The organism is Streptomyces sp. NPDC059248 (assembly GCF_042753905.1).
Classification (GTDB): domain Bacteria; phylum Actinomycetota; class Actinomycetes; order Streptomycetales; family Streptomycetaceae; genus Streptomyces.
The window spans coordinates 26,290-49,900 of the sequence record NZ_JBHYZV010000018.1 but is presented as its reverse complement, the minus strand read 5'-3'; the positions used below and the strand labels follow the sequence as shown (position 1 = coordinate 49,900).

Here is a 23,611-nt window from a genome sequence, read left to right as displayed (position 1 = left end):
CTATTGTCCCGCGCCCTCTCCGCCGCCCGTCGCCCGGGTCGGCATCGCGATGATCACATCCGCGGCGCGTCGGCCGTCGGCGATACAGGCGGGGATGCCGACGCCGTCGTACGCGGCCCCGCAGACCTCGAGGCCGGGCAGTTTCGCGACCTCGGCGCGGATCCGGGCGGTGCGGGCGAGATGGCCGACCGGGTACTGCGGCAGACCGCCGATCCAGCGGGTCACGGTGCTCGCCACGGGCCGGGCGGCGAGTCCGGTGGCGGCCCCGAGGTCGCGCAGCGACACCTCGACCAGTTCGCCGTCCTCGCGGTGGATGTGGTCCTCGTCGCCGTAGCGGCCCACGGAGGTCCGGAGCAGGAAGAGGCCCTCGTCGGCGGATGCCTCGTCGGCCCAGCGCCATTTGCGGCCGGAGAAGGTGGACGCCTTGATCGTCCGGCCGTCGGCGGCGGGGACCAGGAAGCCGCTGCCGTCGGGGAGAACGCCTTCGAGGTCGGTACGGCGGAACGCGAGGGTGACCAGGGCCATCGAGGCGTACTCGATCCGGCCGATCTCGGCCGCGGCGGCCGGGCACTCGGCGGCCAGCAGTTCGGCGGTCGACCAGGCGGGGGTGGCGATCACCACGGCGTCGGCCGCGAGGACCTCGTCACGGTCGGTACGGACACGCCAGCCGCCGTCGGCTCGGGCCAGGCCGAGGGCGCGGGTGCCGGTCCGCAGCTCGCCGCCGCCCGCGCGTACCGCGTCGGCGACGGCGAGCGGCAGGGTGCCCACACCGCCCGCGATCCCGAGGAAGACGGGTCCGTCCTGCGGCTGGGCCCGGGACTCCTCCAAGGCGGCGCGGACGGCGTCCAGGAGGGACGTGTGGCGGCGGGCGGCCTCGAACAGCCGGGGGACGGCGGCGCGCATCGAGATGCGGTACGCGTCACCGGCGTACACCCCGCCGAGGAGCGGCTCCACCAGCCGGTCGACGACCTCCCGGCCGAGGCGGTCGGCGACGTAGCGCCCGACGGCGACGTCCTCGCCGAGGTCGGCGGGCGGCAGCTCGCGGTCCCGGTCGATCCGGGCCAGACCCTCGGGGGAGAGCAGTCCGGCGAGGGACTCGGCGTCGGCGGGGACGCCCATGACATGGCCCTTGGGCATCGGCCGCAGGGCGCCGCGGGTCCAGACGGCGGCCGATGCGGTGGCGGGCGGCTGGAGGCGGTCGCCGAGGCCCACGGCGCGGGCCAGGTCGGCGGCCTCGGGGCGGCGGGCGAGCAGGGACTCGGCGCCCAGGTCGACGGGGACGCCCGCGATCTCCCCCGCCCGGAGCTTGCCGCCGACCCTGGCGGCGGCCTCCAGCAGGGTCACCCGCCAGCCCGCGGTCGTCAGCCGTTGCGCGGCGGCGAGCCCGGAGATACCGCCGCCGACGACGACGGCGTGGCCCGGGGGCCCCGCCGGGGCGGTGCCGGATGCGGTGCCGGATGCGGCGGCGGAACGTGGGTCGGGGTCGGCGACGGCGCCGGCGTGCGCGGAATCCATGTCCCCACTCTCTCAAACCGTTCCTCATCAGTGAGCAGGAGTGGGTCTTGGACCCGAACCTGGTTGACTGGCGCATCCCGAACGGTTGTGGATGCACTGGTCACCCGCGTTCGCGCCGCGTCCGGTGACACGGATTGTGTCCGTGGTCCGGGGATGCGGGGGCGGGTTTCCTCACGCCCGCGGGTGCCGTGTCCGGCCTGGGCGGTCCGATGCCCCACACGATCGCTCTGGTCGTGTGGGGGCGGTGCCGTCCGTCGCCGGACGCGGTGTCCGAGAGCGCGTCGCCCGATCGCGACGCCGGCGGCGTCGTGGCGGGTGGTCTTGCGGTTCTTGCTGCTGAGGGGCTTCTGCCAGTGCTCGGCGCCCCAGCGGGAGGTGTAGGCGGGGTCGACGACAACGATGGTAATGCCGAGTTCGGCGGCCATGGACACGAGCCGTGCCCGCAGTTTGGCGACGGGCATGCCGGAGATCAGCTTGCGGAACCGCTTCCTGCCGCCGTGCTTCTCCCGCGTCTTCTCCGCGCCGAAGTCCAGGTCCTCGATCGCGATGGAGACGCCTTCGCGCCGTGCCCAGCGAAGGAGGCGGGTGAGGGCGTGCCTCACCTGGGCGTCCCGGTAGGTGGCCGGCCCGTCGAGGTCGTAGAAGAATCGGCGGGGCTCACCCATCGGGTTGCCGTGCTCATCCAGACGCCACGCTGCGAAGTGGTCGGCGTTGGTGTCCACACCGATGAGCCCGTTCGCCCTGGCTACGGTCAGGGGAACGGTCCGGACCGGCGGGATCGTCCACGACGCGGTGAGGTACCAGCGGCCCCGGTCCACGTCCAGGTGGATGCGGTAGGCGACAGCACGGTTCGCCGATACGCGGTCGGCCCACTCTTCGCCGCGGTGCCGGAAGTTGATCCGGCCGTCGAGCACGTACCGGCCGCGCGGGGCGTTGGCCAGGTGCGCCAGCGGAGCCGGGAGCTTGATGCTGACCTCGCCGCCCGAGCTGACGCGGATGGTTTCGTTCCCGAAACGCTTCCCCGACTCCCCGTCCGCCTGGAGGAACCAGCGTTCGGCATGCCAGCGTTGCCGCCACTCGTACTCGGTGAGCTGGGCAGCTTCCAGATTGTGCCGGTTGCGAGCCAGTCGCTTCCCGCCCCGCGCCACGTGCACGACGCCGGCCTCACGGTCGGACCGCTCGCGCTCCAGCCGGTCTTCCAGCACATGCAGGCGCCGGGCCTTCTGGAACCACTCCCCCTTCGTGCGGTAGCCGCCCGGCGCCCGCTTCGTGCCCTTCTCCCCGACCGGCTGGGACAGGCGGTGCGCGATCGTGCGCACCCCGGCCTCAAGGTTGTGGATGTGGGCGAGTTGGGCACGGCGCGAGAGGCCCCACTGGTCGTGGGTGGCCTTCGTCATGCTCCCGGCCCAGCGCGAGGACGACTCCTCGGTCAGGGCACGCTTACGCTCCGCCCACTGGTTGCTGTCGTGATCGGTACCCGCCCGGCAACGTGCCTTGAGGTCGGCGGAAGCCAGCGAACCCAGGTGTGCGCCCACCAGGGGCAGCACCTCACGGTCCCACTGGGACATACCCTTGATGCCGGTGCGGATCGCAATCCCGGACGGGCCCAGCGCAACGAACGGCGCCTCGATCGTGCGCAGTGTGGAGTCAGCCATGTTCGGCGGCCTCCAAAGCCTTGCGGGCCCGGTTCTTCGCCGACCGGCGACCGTACAGGCGAGCGCAGAACGAGGTCAGCACCTCCACCATGTCGCGCACCAGATCGTCTTCGGCCTCGCCGTCATCAAGGACCACGAGGCGGCGCCCGTGTGCGGACAAGGCGGCTTCGACAAGTTCGGTGTTCATCCGGCCCAGCCGGTCCTTGTGCTCGACCACCACCGTGGTCACGTCCGGATCGGCCAGCAGCCGCTTGACTTTGGGGCGGGCACCGTTCATACCTGATGCGATCTCCGCCTCCACCCGCACCACCCGGTGGCCGGCCTGCGCCGCCCACCGGGACAGCCGGGCGACCTGCCGTTCCAGGTCGGTCTTCTGGTCATGGGAGGAGACACGGGCATACAGGCCCAGCCCTCCGATCGCCTCAAGCGCGGCATTGACCCCCACGTTCACGAGGATCGTGCGCGGGCCAACCCGCTGAGCCGGTACCGGCAGCGTCCCCTCACGGAACCAGCGATACGCGGTCTGCGGATGCACGCCCTGCGTCTTCGCCCATTCCGTGAGATTCATGCTCTGACAACGACACTCACTCACACATGGTTACGCTCACTCACCCGACCTTGAAGACCAGCAGTTGAAAACCCCGTTCCGAGTCCCGAACGTGACCGGTTCGGAACCCCTGCGGGCAAACGGCCCCGGCCCCCGCTCCGTCCAAGAGACGACGGACAACCGAAGACGCGGGCGCGGCACCCGAGGACGGGCCGCGCCGATGGGGGTGACGGATATGCGTGCTCGAAGGGCTTGGGTGGCGCTGGCGCTGGCCGGCGGACTGGCGTTGGCGGGGTGCAGCGCGGGCGACGGCGACAAGGCGGATACGGCGGCGCACAAGGGCGCGGCCGCGGAGGACCGGGGCACGGGCGCCGGGCGGGCGGCGGCCGACCAGCAGGGCACCGAGGAGAACGCGCAGAGCGAGCAGGACGGGAAGGCGGCCGGGAAGACGGACGGCCCCGCCGTGAAACCGGGCTCGGGGAGCACCTCCGACGGCGGCCGGAGCAAGCCGCCGCCGCTGAGGCTCCATGTGATCAGAACCGCCGAACTCCAGGTCGAGGTCGCCGATGTGGAGAAGGCGATCGCCCAGGCCCGCCGGATCGCGGAGGCGCGGGGCGGTTTCGTGAGTGAGGAGAACTCGGGCTTCGCCGCCGGTGCCACCGAGGACGACGACGGCGACGGCGATATCGACGCCTCCGTCGCGTCGTCGTCCCTGATCGTGATCCGCGTCCCGCAGGAGCAGTACGACGCGACGCTCACGGCGCTGGCGCGCGGCGGCAAGGTGGTGTCACGCGAGACCGACGCCAAGGACGTCACCGACGAGGTCGTGGACGTGGAGAGCCGGATCGCCAGCCAGCGGGCGAGCGTGGCCCGGGTACGGGCGCTGATGGAGCGGGCAGAGCGGCTGACGGACGTGGTCGCGCTGGAGGGCGAACTGGGCCGCAGGCAGGCCGATCTGGAGTCGCTGCTTGCCCAGCAGTCGTCGCTGAAGAACCGGACCGCCCTGTCGACGATCACCCTCGACTACCGGGAGCCGCGGTCGAACCAGGTGACGGAGAAGAAGGACGACGACCCGAGTGTCGGGGACGCCGTGGCGGGCGGCTGGGACGCGCTGGTCGCGACGGTCCGCTGGACCGCGATCGTGATCGGCGCCGTACTGCCGTTCCTGCTGCCGCTGGCGCTCGGCGGCGCGGTGTGGTGGTCGCTGCGGCGCCGGGCCCTGCGCCGCGGATCCGCACCGGAGGCCGGTACGGGCACGGATACGGGCACGGACGCGGACACGGACACGGATACGGACACCGACGCGGCTTCGGCCGGTCGGGGGGCCGCTCGGGGGCCCGCGTAGCGTGTGGCGCATGACAACGGAGCGACTGGTGGTCATCGGGGGCGACGCGGCGGGGATGTCCGCCGCGTCGCAGGCACGCAGGTTCCGCACGCCGGAGGAGTTGGAGATCGTCGCCTTCGAGCGCGGCCGCTTCGCCTCCTACTCGGCGTGCGGGGTCCCGTACTGGATCGGGGGCCGGGTCGCGAACCGGGACGACCTGATCGCCCGGACACCGGAGGAGCACCGGGCCCGCGCGATCGATCTGCGGATGCGGACCGAGGTCACGGAGATCGACACCGACCGGGGCCGGGTGCGGACCCGGGACCTGGAGAGCGGCGCCGAGTCCTGGACGGGCTGGGACCGGCTGGTGATCGCCACCGGCGCCCGGCCGATCCGGCCGCCGATCCCCGGGATCGGGGCGCCGGGCGTCCACGGGGTGCAGAACCTCGGTGACGGCCAGGCCCTCCTCGACACCCTGCGCGCCCTCGGGCCCGGGGAGGGCGGCAGGTCGCGCCGCGCGGTCGTGGTGGGCGCGGGCTATATCGGGGTCGAGATGGCGGAGGCGATGCTGCTGCGCGGCTTCGACGTCACCGTCCTCAACCGGGGCGAGCAGCCGATGGCCACCCTCGACCCGGACATGGGGCGGCTGGTGCACACCGCCATGGACGGTCTCGGCATCACGACGGTGAACGGGGCCGAGGTGACCGCGGTCCTGACCGGCGCCGACGGCCGGGTGCGGGCGGTGACGACGGCGGACGCCGAGTATCCGGCGGATGTGGTGGTCCTCGGGATCGGGGTGGAGCCGGAGACGGCACTGGCGGCCGCGGCGGGGCTGCCGACGGGGGTGTACGGCGGTCTGCTGACCGATCTGTCGATGCGGGTCCGCGGCCAGGACGCGATCTGGGCGGGCGGCGACTGCGTGGAGGTCCTCGACCTGGTCTCGGGCCGGGAGCGGCACGTCCCCCTCGGCACCCACGCCAACAAGCACGGCCAGATCATCGGCGCCAACGTCGGCGGCGGCTACGGCACGTTCCCGGGCGTCGTGGGCACCGCCGTCAGCAAGGTCTGCGATCTGGAGATCGCCAGGACCGGGCTGCGGGAGAAGGACGCGACGGCGGTCGGACTCCAGTACGTCACCGCGACCGTGGAGTCCACCAGCCGTGCCGGGTACTACCCGGACGCCGCCCCGATGACCGTGAAGATCCTCGCGGAACGCGGTACGGGACGGCTGCTCGGGCTTCAGATCGTCGGCCGCGAGGGCGCGGCGAAACGGGTCGACGTGGCGGCCGTGGCGCTGACCGCCGGGATGACGGTCGAGCGGATGACCCAGCTCGACCTGGGCTACGCCCCGCCCTTCTCCCCCGTCTGGGACCCGGTCCTCGTCGCCGCCCGCAAGGCGGTCGGGGCGCTGACGGCGAAGTAGCCGGTACGGGGGCGTCCGGCGGGCGCCCCCGTGGGGCTCAGCGGGCGGTCTCGGTGTGGACGAACTCGACCAGCCGGGTCAGCGCGTCCGGGTCCATCGTGGGCAGCACTCCGTGGCCCAGGTTGAAGACATGCCCTTCGAGGCCCTTCGCGGCGGAGAGCACCTCCCGGGTCTTCGTCTCGACGGCCTCGCGGGGGGCGAACAGGACGGCGGGGTCCAGATTGCCCTGGAGGGCCTTGCCGGGGCCGACCCGGCGGGCGGCCTCGTCGAGCGGGACGCGCCAGTCGACGCCGACGACATCGGCCCCGGCCTCGCCGAGGAGGCCGAGCAGTTCGCCCGTACCGACGCCGAAGTGGATCCGGGGGACGCCGTATCCGGCGACCGCGTCGAAGACCTTCGTGGAGGCCGGCATGACCGAGCGGCGGTAGTCGGCGGGGGCCAGCGCGCCGACCCAGGAGTCGAAGAGCTGGACGGCGCTCGCGCCCGCCTCGATCTGGACCTTCAGGAACGCGGAGGTGATCTCCGCGAGCCGGTCCAGCAGATCCGCCCACAGCTGCGGGTCGCCGTACATCAGCGCCTTGGTGTGCTCGTGGTTGCGGGAGGGGCCGCCCTCCACGAGATAGCTGGCGAGGGTGAACGGGGCGCCCGCGAAGCCGATCAGCGGGGTGGCGCCGAGTTCGGCGGTGAGCAGACCGATGGCCTCGGTGACGTACCAGACGTCCTCGGGGGTCAGATCGCGCAGCCGGTCGAGATCGGCGCGGGTACGGATCGGCTCGGCGACGACGGGGCCCACACCGGGCTTGATGTCGAGATCGATCCCGATGGCCTTGAGGGGGACGACGATGTCGCTGAAGTAGATCGCCGCGTCGACGCCGTGCCGCCGTACCGGCTGGAGGGTGATCTCCTTGACCAGCTCGGGCCGCATGCACGACTCCAGCATCGGAATGCCCTCGCGCACCTTCAGATACTCGGGCAGCGACCGCCCCGCCTGCCGCATGAACCAGACGGGGGTGTGCTGCACCGGTTCGCGGCGGCAGGTCCTCAGAAAGGTCGAATCGTACGTCTTCGGCGGCTGGCCCGAGGGGCGGTCGTTGGCGCTCACGCCCCAAATCTTCGCACGGCCCGGAAAACCGGCGGCCCCGCCGGGTGTCCTTGCCCCCGAGGAGCCCCGTTCCGCCTAGTCTTCCCCGCATGGCTGCGGCTCAGGGACGTTTTTCCGATCATTCTGAACATTCACAACCGGACGGCACAGGCCCGGGGGACGACGCGGAGGGCGATACCGTCCCGCGGGCCTTCAGGCTGGCCGTCGAGGCACTGAGGGCGGCCCGGCCGCGCCCGGAGATCGAGGTGGACCCCGCCCGGCCCCCGCAGCGGCTGGCCCCGCACGCCTACGCCCTGGAGGCGGCGGTCGTCGACGACGACGAGGACCTGGCGGACGGGCGTCTGGTGCTGCTGCACGATCCGGCCGGGCACGACGCCTGGCAGGGTACGTTCCGCCTGGTGACCCTGGTCAGGGCCGAACTGGAGCCGGAGATGGCGGCGGATCCGCTGCTCCCGGAGGTGTGCTGGTCGTGGCTGACGGGCGCGCTGGAGGCCCGAGGGCTGGCGTACGGGGAGCCGAGCGGGACCGTCACCCGGGCCGGGTCCCACTACTTCGGCGGGCTCTCGCCCCGCCGCCCGGCGACCCAGATCGAGATCCGGGCCTCCTGGACCCCGGAGGAGGGCGCGGGCGGGGTGCCGGACACCCGGGCGCACCTGGCGGCCTGGTGCGATCTGCTCTGCCAGATCGCGGGGCTGCCACCGGTGCCGGTGGGCGGGGCGGAGACGGTGACGGGGGTGGTGACCCTGCCGCAGCGGCGGGGTCCGCAGCACCGCTGACACCGCCGGGCGCCGGGCGCTGGGCGCTGTGCCGTGCGCCGGGCCCATGAGGACGACGGCCGTACGGCCCGGGAGCGGATTCCCGGGCCGCACGGCCGTTTCCGTACGCCCGTCTCCGTACGCCCGTTTCCGCGCGGCGGCTTCCGTTTCCGTACCGCCGCTCCCGTTTCCGTACCTCTGCTTCCGGTTCCGGGTCCGGTTCCGGTTGTGTACGCCGACACCGGTCCCGGACCCGTACAGCCGCCGCTTCCGGATACGGCCCTTTCCCCAGGGGTGTCACGCTCGATCGCCTGTCCGAATTGCGCCTATTTATCACTGGATCGTGATCATTTCCTAAAGGACACCGGACGGCCTGCCGAATAGGTCAATGACCCTAACTTCACGGAACGCCCCGGCTTTATCCCCGAGCCGGCCCCGTCCCCGCACCTTCCCCCCAGGAGGAGCCCGGTGTCCGTCCTTCTCGAGCAGCCCGCCAGCCTGGTCGCCTACCGTCCGAACAAGCCGACCGCCATGGTCGTGGTGGCCGACCCGCGCGTCCGCTCCACCGTCACCCGCCACCTCTGGGCGCTCGGCGTACGGGACGTGATCGAGGCGTCGTCCATCGCGGAGGCCCGTCCCCGCATCGGCAACCCGCGCGACATCTGCGTCGCCGACGTCCACCTCCCCGACGGCTCGGGGCTCACCCTGCTCTCCGAGACCCGCGCCGCCGGCTGGCCCAACGGCCTCGCGCTCTCCGCCGCCGACGACATCGGCGCCGTGCGCAACGCCCTCGCGGGCGGTGTGAAGGGCTATGTCGTCACCGGCACCCGGACCAATATCGGCCACCCCACCCGGCCGGGTGCCGCGCCCATCGGCGCGGCGGCGGCCAGGCTCGGCCACCGCCGCCCGCCGGGCGCCCCCAGCCACCCGGGTGGCTACCGCGAGCTGTCCGGCCGTGAGGTCGAAGTGCTTCGGCTGGTTGCGGAGGGCCAGTCGAACAAGGCCATCGGCGTCTCCATGGGCCTGTCCGCCCTCACCGTGAAGAGCCATCTGGCCCGGATCGCGCGCAAGCTCGGCACCGGCGACCGGGCGGGAATGGTGGCGGTCGCCCTGCGCACGGGCATCATCCACTGACCCCTTCGCTCCCACGCGCGCCTGCCGACGGATCGTTTCCGTCGACAGGCGCGCCGGGTTCACGGATACCCTTGACACGTGACCGACGCCCATAACCCCGCAGCAGAGACCGCACTGCGAACCGCCGGGGGCGCTCCCCCGGACGCCGGCGTCGCAGCCGGGAAGGGGCCCGAAGAGGCCCCCACCCCCCTCTTGGAGCCCCGTGAGGGCATCCCCCCGGTCGTCGCCGACGCCGAAGGGCTCGCGGCCGTCGTGGCCGCGTTCTCGGCCGGCAGCGGCCCGGTGGCCGTCGACGCCGAGCGCGCGTCCGGCTACCGCTACGGCCAGCGCGCCTACCTCGTCCAGCTGCGGCGCGAGGGCGCGGGCAGCGCCCTGATCGACCCCGTGGGCTGCCCCGATCTCTCCGTACTCGGCTCGGCGCTCTCCGGAACCGAGTGGATCCTGCACGCCGCCACCCAGGACCTGCCCTGTCTGCGCGAGATAGGTATGGTCCCCACCCGGCTCTTCGACACCGAGCTGGCCGGGCGGCTGGCCGGATTCCCCCGGGTCGGACTGGGCGCGATGGTCGAGTCCGTCCTCGGGTACGCGCTGGAGAAGGGCCACTCGGCCGTCGACTGGTCGACCCGGCCGCTGCCCGAGCCCTGGCTGCGGTACGCGGCCCTCGACGTCGAGCTGCTGATCGATCTCCGCGACGCGCTGGAGAAGGAGCTGGACCGGCAGGGGAAGCTGGACTGGGCGCACCAGGAGTTCGACGCGATCGCGACGGCACCGCCGCCGCCGCCGCGCAAGGACCCCTGGCGCCGTACGTCCGGTATGCACAAGGTGCGGCGGCGCCGCCAGATGGCGGTGGTCCGGGAGCTGTGGAACACCCGTGACCGGATCGCCCAGCGGCGCGACGTCTCCCCCGGCAAGGTGCTGAGCGACGCGGCGATCGTCGAGGCCGCGCTCGCCCTGCCGCCGAACGCGCACGCGCTGGCGGGGGTCGCGGGCTTCGGCAACCGGATGAGCCGGCGCCAGCTCGAACAGTGGCAGGCGTCCGTGGACCGGGCCCGGGGACTCCCGGACATCGAGCTGCCGCAGCCCGGCCAGCAACTGGCGGGCCCCCCTCCGCCGAGGGCCTGGGCCGACAAGGACCCGGCCGCGGCGGCACGGCTCTCCGCGGCGCGGACGGCGATCACGGCCCTGGCGGAGGAGCTGAACCTCCCCCAGGAGAACCTGATCTCCCCCGACACGGTCCGCCGGGTCTGCTGGGAGCCGCCGCGCGAGATCTCCCCGGAGTCGGTCACGGCGGCGCTCGCGTCCCTCGGCGCCCGCGCCTGGCAGCGGGAGCTGGTGGCCCCGCCCCTCACGGAGGCTCTGACGCGGCGCTAACCCGACGGGGTTCGGTGCGCGCCTCTACAGGTCGTCGGCCGACCGCGGGCCGTCTGTGGTTGTTCGCGCAGTTCCGCGCGCCCTTGAAACCTCCGGCTGCCCCGGTGCGGGGCAGCCGGAGGTTTCAGGGCTGCCGGGGTCGCCCCACACCGCCAGGCGCAGGCGGCGGAACCGCGCGATCGGCCACCGGCCGGGGGAATGTGACGCCGCTCGCAGGGCAGGGGCTGGGCACGTGAGTTACCCGCAAGTAGCATGGGGCCAAGCGCGCGCTCAGCCATCGCGCCCCGCAGCAGTGCCATCCCGCACCTGGAGGAGAGCCATCGTGCCTCGTACCCTCAGGGACGTCGTCTTCGTCGACGGCGTCCGCACCCCGTTCGGCAAGGCGGGCCCGAAGGGCATTTACCACGAGACCCGCGCCGACGACCTGGTCGTGAAGGCGATCCGGGAGCTGCTGCGCCGCAACCCGGCCCTCGACCCGGCGAAGATCGACGAGGTCGCCGTCGCAGCCACCACGCAGATCGGCGACCAGGGCCTGACGATCGGCCGGACCGCCGGGATCCTGGCGGGGCTGCCCTCGTCCGTACCGGGCTACTCGGTGGACCGGATGTGCGCGGGCGCCCTGACCGCCGTGACGACGACCGCCGGGTCGATCGCCTTCGGCGCGTACGACGCCGTGATCGCGGGCGGTGTCGAGCACATGGGCCGCCACCCGATGGGCGAGGGCGTCGACCCGAACCCCCGATTCGTCTCCGAGAAGCTCGTCGACGAGTCCGCCCTGTTCATGGGCATGACGGCGGAGAACCTGCACGACCGCTTCCCCTCCATCACCAAGCGGCGCGCCGACGAGTACGCCGTACGGTCCCAGGAGAAGGCGGCCAAGGCGTACGCCGACGGAAAGATCCAGCAGGATCTGGTGCCGATCGCGATCCGACGCACCAGCCCCGAGGCCGGGGAGACCGGCTGGGGGCTCGCCACCCGGGACGAGCCGATGCGCCCGGGGACCACCCTGGAGAACCTGGCCGGTCTGAAGACCCCGTTCCGCACCCATGGCCGGGTCACCGCGGGCAACGCAGCCGGGCTCAACGACGGCGCCACCGCCGCGATCGTCACCTCCGAGGAGTTCGCCCGTGAGCACGGGCTGCCGGTGCGGATGCGGCTGGTGTCGTACTCCTTCGCCGGGGTGGAGCCCGAGGTGATGGGCTACGGCCCGATCCCCGCCACCGAGAAGGCGCTCGCCCAGGCGGGCCTGACGATCGACGACATCGGTCTGTTCGAGATCAACGAGGCGTTCGCGGTCCAGGTGCTGGCGTTCCTGGAGCACTACGGCATCGCCGACGACGACCCGAGGGTCAACCAGTACGGCGGCGCGATCGCGTTCGGCCACCCGCTGGCCTCCTCCGGCATCCGGCTGATGACCCAGCTGGCCCGGCAGTTCGAGGACCGGCCCGAGGTCCGCTACGGCCTCACCACCATGTGCGTCGGCTTCGGCATGGGCGCCACCGTCGTCTGGGAGAACCCGCACTTCGAGGGGGACAAGTGAGCACCACCACCGCACTGCTCGAAGGGGCGGCCGAGCTGTTCCCCGACGAGGTCGTCACCAGCGCGCACGTACGCCATCTGGATCTGCCGTACGGCGCCGGGCGCTTCGCCCTGATCACGCTGGACAACGGCCTCGACCACACCAAGCCGACCACCTTCGGCCCCCGGTCGCTGGCGAATCTGAACGCGGCGATCGACCAGGTCGAGGCCGAGGCCGCGGCGGGCTCGATCACCGGCGCCGGGCTGACCGGCAAGCCGTTCATCTTCGCCGTGGGCGCCGACCTCAAGGGCGTCGAACTGCTCCGCCGCCACGAGGACGCGCTCGCCATCGGCAGGAGCGGCCACGACGTCTTCAAGCGCCTCTCGGGGCTCGCCGTCCCCACCTTCGCCTACTACAACGGCGCGGCGATGGGCGGCGGCGTCGAGATCGGCCTGCACTGCTCGTACCGTACGGTCTCCCGGGCGATCCCGGCCTTCTCGCTGCCCGAGGTCTTCCTCGGTCTCGTCCCGGGCTGGGGCGGCTGCGCCCTGCTGCCGAACCTGATCGGCGCCGACCGCGCCGTGACGGTGATCATCGAGAACGCCCTCAACCAGAACCGTCAGCTGAAGGGTCCGCAGGTCCTCGATCTGGGCATCGCCGACGCGATCTTCGACGGCGCGGACTTCCTGGAGCAGTCGCTGCTGTGGACCGCCGCGGTCCTCAACGGCGACACCGTGGTGGAGCGCGCCCCGGTCGACCGCGGCGCGGCCTGGGACGCGGCCGTCGCCCGCGGCCGGGCGATCGCCGACGCCAAGGTGCACGGCGCCGCCCCCGCCGCCTACCGCGCGCTCGACATCCTCGCCGCCGCGAAGGACGGCGACGCGCAGGCCGGGTTCGACGCCGAGGACCAGGCGCTGGCCGACCTGATCATGGGCGGTGAGCTGCGCAGCGGTCTCTACGCCTTCAACCTGGTGCAGAAGCGGGGCAAGCGCCCGGTCGGCGCGCCGGACAAGAACCTGGCCCGCCCGGTCACCAAGGTCGGTGTCGTGGGCGCCGGTCTGATGGCCTCGCAGCTCGCGCTGCTGTTCCTGCGCCGTCTGGAGGTGCCGGTCGTGCTGACCGACATCGACCAGGAGCGGATCGACAAGGGTGTCGGATACGTCCACGCCGAGATCGAGAAGCTGCTCGCCAAGGGCCGGATCGACCAGGACCGGGCGAACCGGCTCAAGGCCCTGGTGACGGGTGTCCTGGACAAGGCGGAGGGCTTCGCCGACGCCGACTTCGTGATCGAGGCCGTCTTCGAGGAGATGGGCGTCAAGCAGCAGGTCTTCGCGGAGGTCGAGGCGGTCGCCCCGGCCCACGCGATCCTGGCGACCAACACCTCCTCCCTCTCGGTCTCCGAGATGGCGTCCAAGCTGAAGCACCCGGAGCGGGTCGTCGGCTTCCACTTCTTCAACCCGGTGGCGATCCTGCCGCTGCTGGAGATCGTCCGCGGTGAGCGGACGGACGAGGCGTCCCTGGCGACCGCCTTCGCCGTGGCGAAGAAGCTGAAGAAGACCGCCGTCCTGGTCAAGGACGCCCCGGCGTTCGTGGTGAACCGGATCCTGACCCGCTTCATGGGCGAGATCCAGAACGTGATCGACGAGGGGACACCGGTCGCCGTCGCCGAGAAGGCGGTGGAACCGCTCGGCCTGCCGATGTCACCGCTGGTCCTGCTGGAGCTGGTCGGCCCGGCGATCGGGCTGCATGTCTCCGAGACCCTCAACCGCTCGTTCCCGGACCGCTTCACGGTCTCCCCCAACCTGGCCGCCGTGGTCGCGGCAGGCAAGCGGGGCTTCTATGTCTACGACTCCGGGAAGCCGGAGCTGGACCCGGAGGTCGCGGCGCTGCTGAAGCAGGGCGACACGGTCCTCACCGAGGAGCGGGTACGGGCCCGGGTGCTGGAGGCCGTCGCGCAGGAGATCGGCCTGATGCTCGCCGACGGTGTCGTGGCCGAGGCCCAGGACATCGACCTGTGCCTGATCACGGGCGCCGGCTGGCCGTTCCACCTGGGCGGTATCACCCCGTATCTGGACCGTGAGGGCGTCTCCGAGCGGGTCAACGGCAAGCCGTTCCTCGCCCCGGGGGTGGCCAGCGTCCCCGTGTGACGTGGTGGAGTATCGAGGGGCCGTACGGAACTGTTCCGTACGGCCCCTCCCCCTTTTCCCGTCTCCCCGTCCGATGGGACCCGCATGGTGACTCTGCTGATCGTCGACGGCGCCAATGTCGTGGGCTCGGTGCCCGACGGCTGGTGGCGCGACCGCCGCGCCGCCGCCGAACGCCTGCGGGACCGGCTGGTCCGGTACGCCGCCGACGGCGTACCGGGCCACCCGGGCCCGCTGGAGGTCGTCCTGGTCGTGGAGGGCGCGGCCCGCGGCGTCACCCCGGTACCGGACGTGCGGGTGGCCGACGCGCCCGGCAGCGGTGACGACCTGATCGCCGGTCTGGTGGCCGACGAGTCCGCCCGACGCCCCTGTGTGGTCGTCACGGCCGACCGCGGCCTTCGGGACCGGGTCACCCGCGCGGGCGGCGTCTGCGTGGGCCCACGCACCGTCTACGGGCCTGCCTAGGACTTCTCCGGAGCCCCGGCCTTCTCCTGCTTGCCGAGGCGGCTGTGGCGGCGGCCGTAGGCGTAGTAGACGATCACGCCGAGCAGCATCCAACCGCCGAACCGCAGCCAGGTCTCCGTGGGCAGATTGAGCATCAGCCACACGGACGCGGCCACGGAGGCGATCGGCAGCCAGGGCACCAGCGGGGTGCGGAAGGCGCGGGGCAGGTCGGGCCGGGTGCGGCGGAGGATCAGCACGCCCAGGGCGACGACGACGAAGGCGAAGAGGGTGCCGATGTTCACCAGGACCGCCAGCTCCTCGATATTGGTGAAACCCGCGATGATCGCGATGGCGACACCGAGGAGGATCGTGGCGCGGTAGGGGGTGCGGAAGGTGGGGTGGGTGACGGAGAAGAAGCGCGGCAGCAACCCGTCCCGGCTCATCGCGAAGAACACCCGGGTCTGGCCCAGCAGCAGGATCAGACAGACCGACATCAGGCCGATGACGGCACCGAAGCTGATGACGCCCGCGTACCAGGGGTGCCCGGTGGACTTGAAGGCGTCGGCGAGCGGGGCGTCGACGGAGAGTTCGGAGTAGTGCTGCATACCGGTGACGACGATCGACACGGCGACGTACAGCACGGTGCAGATGACCAGGGAGCCGAGGATCCCGCGCGGCATGTCGCGCTGTGGCAGCCGGGTCTCCTCGGCGGCCGTGGCGACCACGTCGAAGCCGATGAAGGCGAAGAAGACGATGGAGGCGGCGGTGAAGATGCCCATCACGCCGAAGTTGGTCGGGGCATATCCGAACAGCAGCTGGACCAGGGGTTCCTGGAGCCCGGAGCCGCCGGTCTGCGGCTCGGCCGGGGGGATGAACGGGTCGTAGTTGGACGCCTTGACGAAGAACGAGCCCGCGATGATGACGATGAGGACCACCGCGAGCTTGATCGCCACAATCAGTCCGGTGACCCGGGCCGAGAGCTTCATCCCGATGACCAGGACCACCGTCAACGCCAGGACCAGCAGAAAAGCCAGCAGATCGAAGCCGAAGCCGGTGTCGTGATTGGTGCCGGCGAGGGCGTCCGGCAGCTGCCAGCCGACGTTGTCCATCAGGGACCGCAGATAGCCGGACCAGCCGACGGCGACCACCGCCGTACCGAGGGCGAATTCGAGGACGAGGTCCCAGCCGATGATCCAGGCGGGCAGCTCGCCGAGGGACGCGTACGCGAAGGTGTACGCGGAACCGGCGACGGGCACGGTGGACGCGAACTCGGCGTAGCAGAGGGCGGCCAGCGCGCAGACGATCCCGGCGGCGACGAAGGCGAGCGCCGTGGCGGGGCCCGCGTTCTCCTTGGCCACGGCACCGGTCAGGACGAAGATGCCGGTTCCGATGATGACCCCGACGCCGAAGACCGTGAGATCGAGCGCGGAGAGGGACTTCCTGAGGGCGTGCTCCGGCTCCTCGGTGTCCCGGATGGACTGCTCGACGGTCTTCGTACGGAAGGCGCCCGCCCTGGGCGCGGGGCCGGTCTGAGAACTCACCGTGGACCTCCACATCTGTCGTCCCGACATGATCGGGACGACCCGTGGTCCACCGGGGTCCGTACGGGTGGGTTTCACGCGAATGGGCCGGTAGGACCACCCGTCAGGGGTGGTCCTACCGGCCCGGGGTCCGGTCCGGTCCAGTCCGGTCCGGTCCGGGTCAGTCCGGTCCGGGTCAGTCCCGGACGTGCTCCACCGCGGCGGCGGCCTCGGAGTCCGCCGTGTCGGCCGTCTCGGTCCCGCCGTCGACGAACCTGCCGTCGAGCCGGGAGACCAGGCCGGTGACCTGGCGGGCGATATCCGGCGCGGTCAGCCCGATCTCGGTGAGCAGTTCGGCGCGCGACGCGTGGTCGAGGAAGCGCGGCGGGATGCCGAAGTCGCGCAGCGGTACGTCGATCTGCGCGTCCCGCAGGGCCTGGGCGACCGCGGCGCCCACCCCGCCGGTACGGACGCCGTCCTCGACGGTGACGACGACCCGGTGCCGGTCGGCGAGCGGGACGAGCGCCTCGTCGACGGGCTTGACCCAGCGGGGGTCGACGACCGTGGTCGAGATGCCCTGCTGGTCGAGGAGTGCGGCGATCTCCAGACACATCGGGGCGAGGGCGCCGACGGAGACCAGGAGGACGTCCGGGGTGTCCGTACCGGGCTCGCGCAGGACGTCCATCCCGCCGACCCGGCCGACGGCCTTGACCGAGGGCCCGACGGCGCCCTTGGAGAAGCGGACGACGGTGGGCGCGTCGTCGACGGCGACGGCCTCGCGGAGCTGGGCGCGCACCTGGTCGGCGTCGCGCGGCGCGGCGATCCGCAGGCCGGGCACGACCTGGAGGATCGACATGTCCCACATGCCGTTGTGGGAGGGGCCGTCGGTGCCGGTGATCCCGGCCCGGTCGAGCACGAAGGTCACCCCGCAGCGGTGCAGGGCGACATCCATCAGCACCTGGTCGAAGGCCCGGTTCAGGAACGTCGCGTAGACGGCGAAGACGGGGTGCACGCCACCGGTGGCGAGTCCGGCGGCGGACGCGGCGCCGTGCTGCTCGGCGATGCCGACGTCGTAGACCCGGTCGGGGAACGCCTTGGCGAACTTGTCGAGGCCGACGGGCTGGAGCATGGCCGCGGTGATCGCCACCACGTCGGGGCGCTCCTCGCCCAGCTTGACCATCTCCTCGCCGAAGACGGAGGTCCAGTCGAGACCGGAGGAGGCGATGGGCAGCCCGGTGTCGGGGTGGATCTTGCCGACGGCGTGGAAGCGGTCGGCCTCGTCCTGGAGGGCGGGCTGGTAGCCGCGGCCCTTCTCGGTGAGGCAGTGGATGATGACCGGGCCCTTGAAGCGCTTGGCGCGGGCCAGCGCGGACTCCAGCGCCTCGATGTCGTGGCCGTCGATGGGGCCGACGTACTTCAGGCCGAGGTCCTCGAACATGCCCTGCGGGGCGATGAAGTCCTTCAGGCCCTTCTTGGCGCCGTGGAGGGTCTCGTACAGCGGCTTCCCGACGACCGGGGTACGGCCGAGGATGTCCTTGCCGCGGGCGAGGAACCGCTCGTAGCCGTCGGTGGTACGGAGGGTCGCCAGGTGGTTGGCGAGGCCGCCGATCGTCGGCGCGTAGGAGCGCTCGTTGTCGTTGACCACGATCACCAGGGGGCGGTCCTTGGCGGCGGCGATGTTGTTCAGCGCCTCCCAGGCCATACCGCCGGTGAGGGCGCCGTCGCCGATGACGGCCACGACGTGGTCGTCCTTCTTCAGGACCTCGTTCGCCTTGGCCAGACCATCGGCCCAGCCGAGGACGGTGGAGGCGTGCGAGTTCTCGATGACGTCGTGGTCGGACTCGGCCTGGGAGGGGTAGCCGGAGAGGCCGCCCTTCATCTTCAGCCGGGAGAAGTCGTGGCGGCCGGTGAGCAGCTTGTGTACGTAGCTCTGGTGGCCGGTGTCCCACAGGATCCGGTCCCTCGGGGATTCGAAGACCCGGTGCAGGGCGATGGTCAGCTCGACCACGCCCAGATTGGGCCCCAGGTGGCCGCCGGTCTTGGCGACCGCGTCCACGAGGAAGGTGCGGATCTCCGCGGCCAGCTGAACCAGCTGCTCCGGGCTGAGCGAGTCCAGATCGCGCGGTCCCCTGATACGGGTAAGCAGCGTCACCCGTGCCTCCTTGCGTGTTGAGCTGGGCGTATGAGCTGGTCGTTTCGTCGCCGTCGAGCCGGTGATCTGACCGAGTCTAGTGTTTGGGCCGTGCGGCGCGACCGAAGGGGCGGGCTGTCACCGCACGAACAACTGAACGCCCCTGCGGGTGAACGGTGCCACCGGGCCGTTCACCGGATGGTGTGAGGGACGTCTCACGCCCGCCCGGGCGTGGCGGATCCCCCGGGGCGCCCGGTCCCGGGGGATCCGCCGGGAGGACCGGCGGCGTCAGGCCCGGCCCGCCGCCTTCTGCGTACGGCGGGAGACCGAGTCGATCACCACGGCGGCCAGCAGCACCCCGCCGGTGATCATGTATTTGACGGGTTCGTCGATGCTCTCCAGCTGGAGCCCCTTCTGGATGGAGACGATCACCAGTACTCCGAGCAGGGCGGACCAGGTCCGGCCCCGGCCGCCGAAGAGGCTGGTGCCGCCGATCACCGCGGCGGCGATGGAGCTCATCAGCAGATCGCCGGAGCCCGCGCCCTGGTTCGCCGCGTTGATCTTGGAGGCGAGCATCAGTCCGCCCATCGCGGCCAGGGTCCCGGCGACGGCGAAGACCGTGATCCGGACGGCGGCCACGTCGATCCCGGCGCGCCGGGACGCCTCGATGCTGCCGCCCAGCGCGAAGACCTTGCGGCCGAAGCCGGTCCGCCGCAGCACGAAGTCGCTCACGACGACCGCGGTCAGAAAGATCACCAGGGCCAGCGGCAGGCCCTTGTACTGGTTGAGGAGGTAGGCGACCGGATAGCAGACCGCGGCCAGCAGCGCCGTCCGCAGCAGCAGCTCGCTCGCCGGCCGGGACGGCACCCCGGCCGCCTCCCGCCGGCGGGCGCCGAGGAACGCGGCGGCGGCGTATCCGGCGACGGCGGCGGTGGCGAGCCCGTAGGCCGCGGCGATGTCGGAGAAGTAGTAGGTGGTGAGCTTGGCCACCAGACCGGAGTCGTCGAGGTTGATGGTGCCGTTGGCGCCGAGGATCTGGAGCATCAGCCCGTTCCACGCCAGCAGCCCGGCCATGGTGACGACGAAGGCGGGTACCCCGATCCGGGCGAAGAAGACGCCGTGCACCACCCCGGCCGCGGTCCCGGAGAGCACCGCCAGGATCAGCGCGAGCCACTCGGGCACCCCGTGGGTGATGTTCAGTACGCCGAAGGCCGCGCCCGCGAGCCCGCTGACCGAGCCCACGGAGAGGTCGATCTCGCCGAGGAGGAGGACGAAGACCACACCGACCGCGATCAGCCCGGTGCCCGCGATGTCGACGGAGATGTTGGAGACGTTCTGCGCCGACATGAACGCCGGGTTGAGCGTCTGGAAGGTGGCCCAGATGACGATCAGGCCGACCACGACCGGTACGGAGCCCAGCTCACCGGAGCGCATCCGGCGCCGGAACTCGGCGGCGTATCCGGCGAACCCCTCCTCGCGGACGAGCAGCCGGGGGTCGATGGCGGTGATCGCGTCCGGCGCGGCGGCCGGGGCGCCGACCACGGGCGGTTTCCGGCCGGTCCCCTTGTCCGGGGACGTCCGCCCCTTCTCCTTCTCCGTCCCCTTCTCCTGCTCCGGGGATGTCCTTCCCGCGGACCCCTCCGCGGGGGTCTTCGGTCCCGTGCTCATCGGACCGCCTCCTCACCGCGTGCGGCCCGCCGGGTGACCGCGTTGTCCGTGGCGCCGGTGATCGCGGCGACGATGTCCTCCCGGGAGGCGGCGCCGATCTCGAAGACGCCGTTGTTCCGGCCGAGCCGCAGCACCGCGACCCGGTCGGCGACCGCCTGGACGTCCGCCATGTTGTGGCTGATGAGAATGATCGCGAGGCCGCGTTCCCGCAGCCGTTCCACCAGGTCGAGCACCTGGGCGGTCTGCTCGACGCCCAAGGCCGCGGTGGGCTCGTCCAGGATCACCAGACGCGGCTCGCCGAGCAGGGAGCGGGCGATGGCCACGGTCTGGCGCTGACCGCCGGAGAGCGATGCCACCGGGATCCGTACGCTCGGGATCCGGATGGCCAGGGTGGTCAGCAGCTCATGGGAGCGGCGCTCCATCTCTATCTCGTCGAGGACGCCGGAGCGTCTCAGCTCCCGGCCGAGGAAGAGATTGCCGACGACATCGAGGTTGTCGCAGAGCGCGAGGTCCTGGTAGACGGTGGCGATCCCCAGGTCCTGGGCGTCGTGGGGCTTCTCGATCCGTACCGGCCTTCCCCGCCACTCCACGGTCCCGTCGTCGACGGCGTGGACCCCGGCGATCGTTTTGACCAGGGTGGACTTCCCGGCTCCGTTGTCGCCGACGAGGGCGACCACCTCACCGGCGTGGACCTCCAGATCCACCTCGGTCAGGGCCTGTACGGCGCCGAAGCGCTTCGAGACCCCGCGCAACGCCAGTACCGGCGCAGCGGACACATCAACCAACTCCTTCGCCGCCTGACCGGCGGGGGTACGCGTCCGGGCCCGTCCGTTCGAGCGGGAGGGAGGAGGCCGCGGCACGGGTTCTACGGGGGCCGCGGCGCCCCGTGCGGGGGCGCCGCGGGGCGCCGGCTACTTCAGTCCGAGCGCGTCACAGGCGGTGCGGTACTTGTCGGTGCAGATCTCGGCGGCGGTGTAGATGCCGTCCTTGAGGACGGTGTCCCGGACGTTGTCCTTGGTGAGGGAGACGACGTCGACGAGGACGGACGGGACGCCCTTGGTGGTGGGGCTGTCGACCGAGTCCTTCGCCACGGCGCCCGGCTTCTCGCCCCGGGCCAGGGCGACGGCCATCTCGGCGGCGGCGTTCGCCTCGCCCGCGTAGGGCTTGTAGACGCTCTGGTACTGCTCACCGGCGACGATCCGCTGGACGGCGGCGAGTTCCGCGTCCTGTCCCGTGACCGGGGGCAGCTTGTCGTACCCGGCGGCCTTGAGGGCGGTGATGATGCCGCCCGCCATACCGTCGTTGGCGGAGTAGACCCCGATGATCTCGTCCTTGCCGAGGGCGGTGATCGCGCTCTCCATATTGGAGTTGGCGTTCTCCGGCTTCCACTCCTTGGTGTCGTACTCCCTGCCGATGTTCACCTTGCCGTCGAGGACGGCGTGGGAGCCCTTCTTGTACAGGGCGGCGTTGGGGTCGGTGACGGAGCCGTTCATCATCACGATCCGGCCCGACTTGGCCTTGTCCCCGAGGGCGGCGAGCAGCGCCTCGCCCTGGACCCGGCCGACCGCCTCGTTGTCGAACGAGGTGTAGGCGTCGATGGGGCCCTCGGCCAGCCGGTCGTAGGCGACCACCGGGATGCCCGCCTCCTTCGCCTTGCGCACCCCGCCCGCGACGGCCTTGGAGTCCACCGCGTCCAGCACCAGGACGTCCACCTTCTGGGTGATCATCGTGTCGATCTGCTGGGTCTGCAGGCTCGCGTCCTGTTTGGCGTTGGCGTAGACGACCTTGCCCTTGCCCCGGGTCAGCTCGCTGATCCGCTTCTCGATCAGTGGCTTGTCGAACTTCTCGTAGCGCGCGGTCTGGTTCTCCGGGAGGAGCAGGCCGACGGTGATGTCGTCGCCCTTGACGGCCTTCGTCTTCGTGGCGCCGTCGCCGCCCTTGTCCCCGGACTCCTTCGCACTGCCGCAGGCGCTGAGGGTCACGGCCGTCGCGGCGGTGACGGCGGCGACCACGGCACGGCGCAGCTGAGCGTTCATCGTTACCTCCCTGACGGGGCCGCGTCATTGCGGCCGAGGTGACAGGCAGTCAACTCGGCCGTCACAACGAGGTCAAGGAGTAAATCATTAACGAGATGACAACGGTGCCATCCGTTCTCTAAGTGAAGGCTTCTCACGGTTTGGGGGTGCTTCGCCCGACCAGGGCGGAGTCCCCCATCTCGCTCAGGACCAGCGCCAGGGCGCCGAGCACCTCGGCGCGGGCGCCGAGGGCGCCCTTGACCACGGTCAGCCGCTGGACGGCGCTCGGGATGGCGTACCTGGTCAGCGCGGAGCGCAGCGGGGCGAGCAGCACCTCGCCCGCCTCGGCGATCTCCCCGCCCACCACCACGACCCGGGGGTTGAGCAGATTGCAGAGCGCCCCCACCCCGACCGCCAGATGCCGTCCGGTGTCGGCGATCACCCGGGCGCAGCCGGGGTCGCCGCTCCTGGCGAGCCGTACCACCCGGTCCATGGTCAGCCCGGGGCCGTGGGCGGCGTGCAGCAGCGGGAGTACGTACCGTACGGCGGCGAAGGTCTCCAGACAGCCGCGGTTGCCGCAGCGGCAGACCGGGCCCGACTCGTCGAGCGTGAGATGGCCGATCTCGCCCGCGGTGCCGCCGGGCCCCCGGTAGATCCGCCCGCCCATCACCAGACCGGCTCCGACGCCGCCGGCGACCTTGATGTAGGCGAGGTCGCCGACGCCGCGGGCGGCGCCCCAGACCAGCTCCCCCAGGGCCCCCAGATTGGCGTCGTTGTCCACGTGGACCGGGACGCCGAGCCGCTCCGACATCTCCTTGCCGGGGTTGGAGCCCACCCAGCCCGGCAGCATGGAGGTGGGGCCGATGACCCCGGACTCGCCGTCGATGGGCCCCGGCACCCCGAGCCCGACCCCGAGGACCTTGGCCGGGTCGGTGCCGGTCCCGGCGATCAGCCCGGTGACCATCCGTTCGGCCAGGTCGAAGCCGGTCCCGGCGGAGGAGTCCACATCGAGCGGGGCGGAGTCTTCGGCGAGCACCTGGTGGGCGAGGTCGGCGACGGCGACCCGCAGATGGGTATGGCCGAAATCGACTCCGACGACGACCCCGGCGTCCCCGCTGAGGGAGATCGACCGGGCCCTCCGGCCACCGGCCGACGTGGGCGTCACCTCGACGGTGCCGCTCTCCTTCAGCTCCCGGACGATATTGGAGACGGTGGCGGCGGAGAGGCCGGTGCTCCGGGCGATCTCGGCCTGGGTCAGCGAGCCCGCCATCCGGACGGCCCGGACGACCCGCTCCAGATTGGCCCGGTGCAGGGACGTCTGCGAACCCGGAGTCTCCACGACCC

The 23,611-nt window shown here is 71.9% G+C and carries 18 protein-coding genes; 8 read left to right on the top strand and 10 right to left on the bottom strand.

Annotation, left to right across the window (positions count from 1 at the left end; translation table 11 throughout):
• The 3 genes from hemG to ACFXG1_RS10310 are packed head-to-tail and all read right to left on the bottom strand — an operon-like array spanning nt 1 to nt 3,738.
• Nucleotides 1-1,365: a protoporphyrinogen oxidase gene (hemG, locus tag ACFXG1_RS10320; protein ID WP_384742052.1), complete on the bottom strand. Its 1,365-nt coding sequence runs from the start codon at nt 1,363-1,365 to the stop codon at nt 1-3.
• Entirely contained in the window at nt 1,362-3,170 is a 1,809-nt protein-coding gene (locus ACFXG1_RS10315) for an IS200/IS605 family accessory protein TnpB-related protein (RefSeq protein ID WP_384720338.1), read from the bottom strand. The genes hemG and ACFXG1_RS10315 overlap by 4 nt, the downstream gene beginning before the upstream one ends.
• Nucleotides 3,163-3,738 (bottom strand): IS607 family transposase, encoded by a 576-nt coding sequence (locus ACFXG1_RS10310; protein ID WP_384720341.1) that lies wholly within the window; start codon nt 3,736-3,738, stop codon nt 3,163-3,165. The genes ACFXG1_RS10315 and ACFXG1_RS10310 overlap by 8 nt, the downstream gene beginning before the upstream one ends.
• Before the next feature lie 214 nt (nt 3,739-3,952).
• Between ACFXG1_RS10310 and ACFXG1_RS10305 the strand changes: the two genes are divergently transcribed.
• Complete coding sequence (locus ACFXG1_RS10305; protein ID WP_384720344.1) at nt 3,953-5,062, top strand: DUF4349 domain-containing protein; 1,110 nt, start codon at nt 3,953-3,955, stop codon at nt 5,060-5,062.
• A 10-nt stretch (nt 5,063-5,072) separates the two neighbouring features.
• Entirely contained in the window at nt 5,073-6,464 is a 1,392-nt protein-coding gene (locus ACFXG1_RS10300; protein WP_384742005.1) for an FAD-dependent oxidoreductase, read from the top strand.
• Nucleotides 6,465-6,501: 37 nt separating this feature from the next.
• Here ACFXG1_RS10300 and hemE read toward each other — a convergent pair whose 3' ends face one another.
• Nucleotides 6,502-7,566 (bottom strand): uroporphyrinogen decarboxylase, encoded by a 1,065-nt coding sequence (gene hemE / locus ACFXG1_RS10295; RefSeq protein WP_384722889.1) that lies wholly within the window; start codon nt 7,564-7,566, stop codon nt 6,502-6,504.
• An 89-nt stretch (nt 7,567-7,655) separates the two neighbouring features.
• Here hemE and ACFXG1_RS10290 point away from each other — a divergent pair, with 89 nt between their 5' ends.
• From ACFXG1_RS10290 to ACFXG1_RS10265, 6 genes are all read left to right on the top strand, one after another.
• Nucleotides 7,656-8,342: a DUF3000 domain-containing protein gene (locus tag ACFXG1_RS10290; protein ID WP_384742003.1), complete on the top strand. Its 687-nt coding sequence runs from the start codon at nt 7,656-7,658 to the stop codon at nt 8,340-8,342.
• Between the two features lie 447 nt (nt 8,343-8,789).
• Nucleotides 8,790-9,455, top strand: coding sequence for a response regulator transcription factor (locus ACFXG1_RS10285; RefSeq protein ID WP_006345827.1), 666 nt, complete (start codon nt 8,790-8,792; stop codon nt 9,453-9,455).
• A 78-nt stretch (nt 9,456-9,533) separates the two neighbouring features.
• Nucleotides 9,534-10,826: an HRDC domain-containing protein gene (locus tag ACFXG1_RS10280; protein WP_384723990.1), complete on the top strand. Its 1,293-nt coding sequence runs from the start codon at nt 9,534-9,536 to the stop codon at nt 10,824-10,826.
• A gap of 322 nt (nt 10,827-11,148) precedes the next feature.
• Nucleotides 11,149-12,366 (top strand): thiolase family protein, encoded by a 1,218-nt coding sequence (locus tag ACFXG1_RS10275; protein WP_384742001.1) that lies wholly within the window; start codon nt 11,149-11,151, stop codon nt 12,364-12,366.
• Nucleotides 12,363-14,492 (top strand): 3-hydroxyacyl-CoA dehydrogenase NAD-binding domain-containing protein, encoded by a 2,130-nt coding sequence (locus tag ACFXG1_RS10270; RefSeq protein WP_384721219.1) that lies wholly within the window; start codon nt 12,363-12,365, stop codon nt 14,490-14,492. The genes ACFXG1_RS10275 and ACFXG1_RS10270 overlap by 4 nt, the downstream gene beginning before the upstream one ends.
• 84 nt (nt 14,493-14,576) lie before the next feature.
• Entirely contained in the window at nt 14,577-14,954 is a 378-nt protein-coding gene (locus ACFXG1_RS10265; RefSeq protein ID WP_384741999.1) for an NTP pyrophosphohydrolase, read from the top strand.
• Here ACFXG1_RS10265 and ACFXG1_RS10260 read toward each other — a convergent pair.
• The 6 genes from ACFXG1_RS10260 to ACFXG1_RS10235 form a co-directional block, all read right to left on the bottom strand.
• The gene (locus tag ACFXG1_RS10260) at nt 14,951-16,489 is read right to left on the bottom strand and encodes an amino acid permease (protein WP_384723100.1); all 1,539 of its coding nucleotides are present in this window, start codon (nt 16,487-16,489) and stop codon (nt 14,951-14,953) included. The genes ACFXG1_RS10265 and ACFXG1_RS10260 overlap by 4 nt on opposite strands.
• A gap of 160 nt (nt 16,490-16,649) precedes the next feature.
• On the bottom strand, nt 16,650-18,605 hold the full coding sequence (gene dxs / locus ACFXG1_RS10255) for a 1-deoxy-D-xylulose-5-phosphate synthase (protein WP_384722844.1): 1,956 nt from the start codon (nt 18,603-18,605) through the stop codon (nt 16,650-16,652).
• Between the two features lie 267 nt (nt 18,606-18,872).
• Nucleotides 18,873-20,252, bottom strand: coding sequence for a sugar ABC transporter permease (locus tag ACFXG1_RS10250; RefSeq protein WP_384741997.1), 1,380 nt, complete (start codon nt 20,250-20,252; stop codon nt 18,873-18,875).
• The gene (locus ACFXG1_RS10245) at nt 20,249-21,037 is read right to left on the bottom strand and encodes an ATP-binding cassette domain-containing protein (protein WP_384720834.1); all 789 of its coding nucleotides are present in this window, start codon (nt 21,035-21,037) and stop codon (nt 20,249-20,251) included. The genes ACFXG1_RS10250 and ACFXG1_RS10245 overlap by 4 nt, the downstream gene beginning before the upstream one ends.
• A gap of 126 nt (nt 21,038-21,163) precedes the next feature.
• Nucleotides 21,164-22,288, bottom strand: coding sequence for a substrate-binding domain-containing protein (locus tag ACFXG1_RS10240; RefSeq protein ID WP_384720831.1), 1,125 nt, complete (start codon nt 22,286-22,288; stop codon nt 21,164-21,166).
• A 133-nt stretch (nt 22,289-22,421) separates the two neighbouring features.
• Entirely contained in the window at nt 22,422-23,606 is a 1,185-nt protein-coding gene (locus ACFXG1_RS10235; RefSeq protein WP_384741995.1) for an ROK family protein, read from the bottom strand.
• Nucleotides 23,607-23,611: the final 5 nt, after the last annotated feature.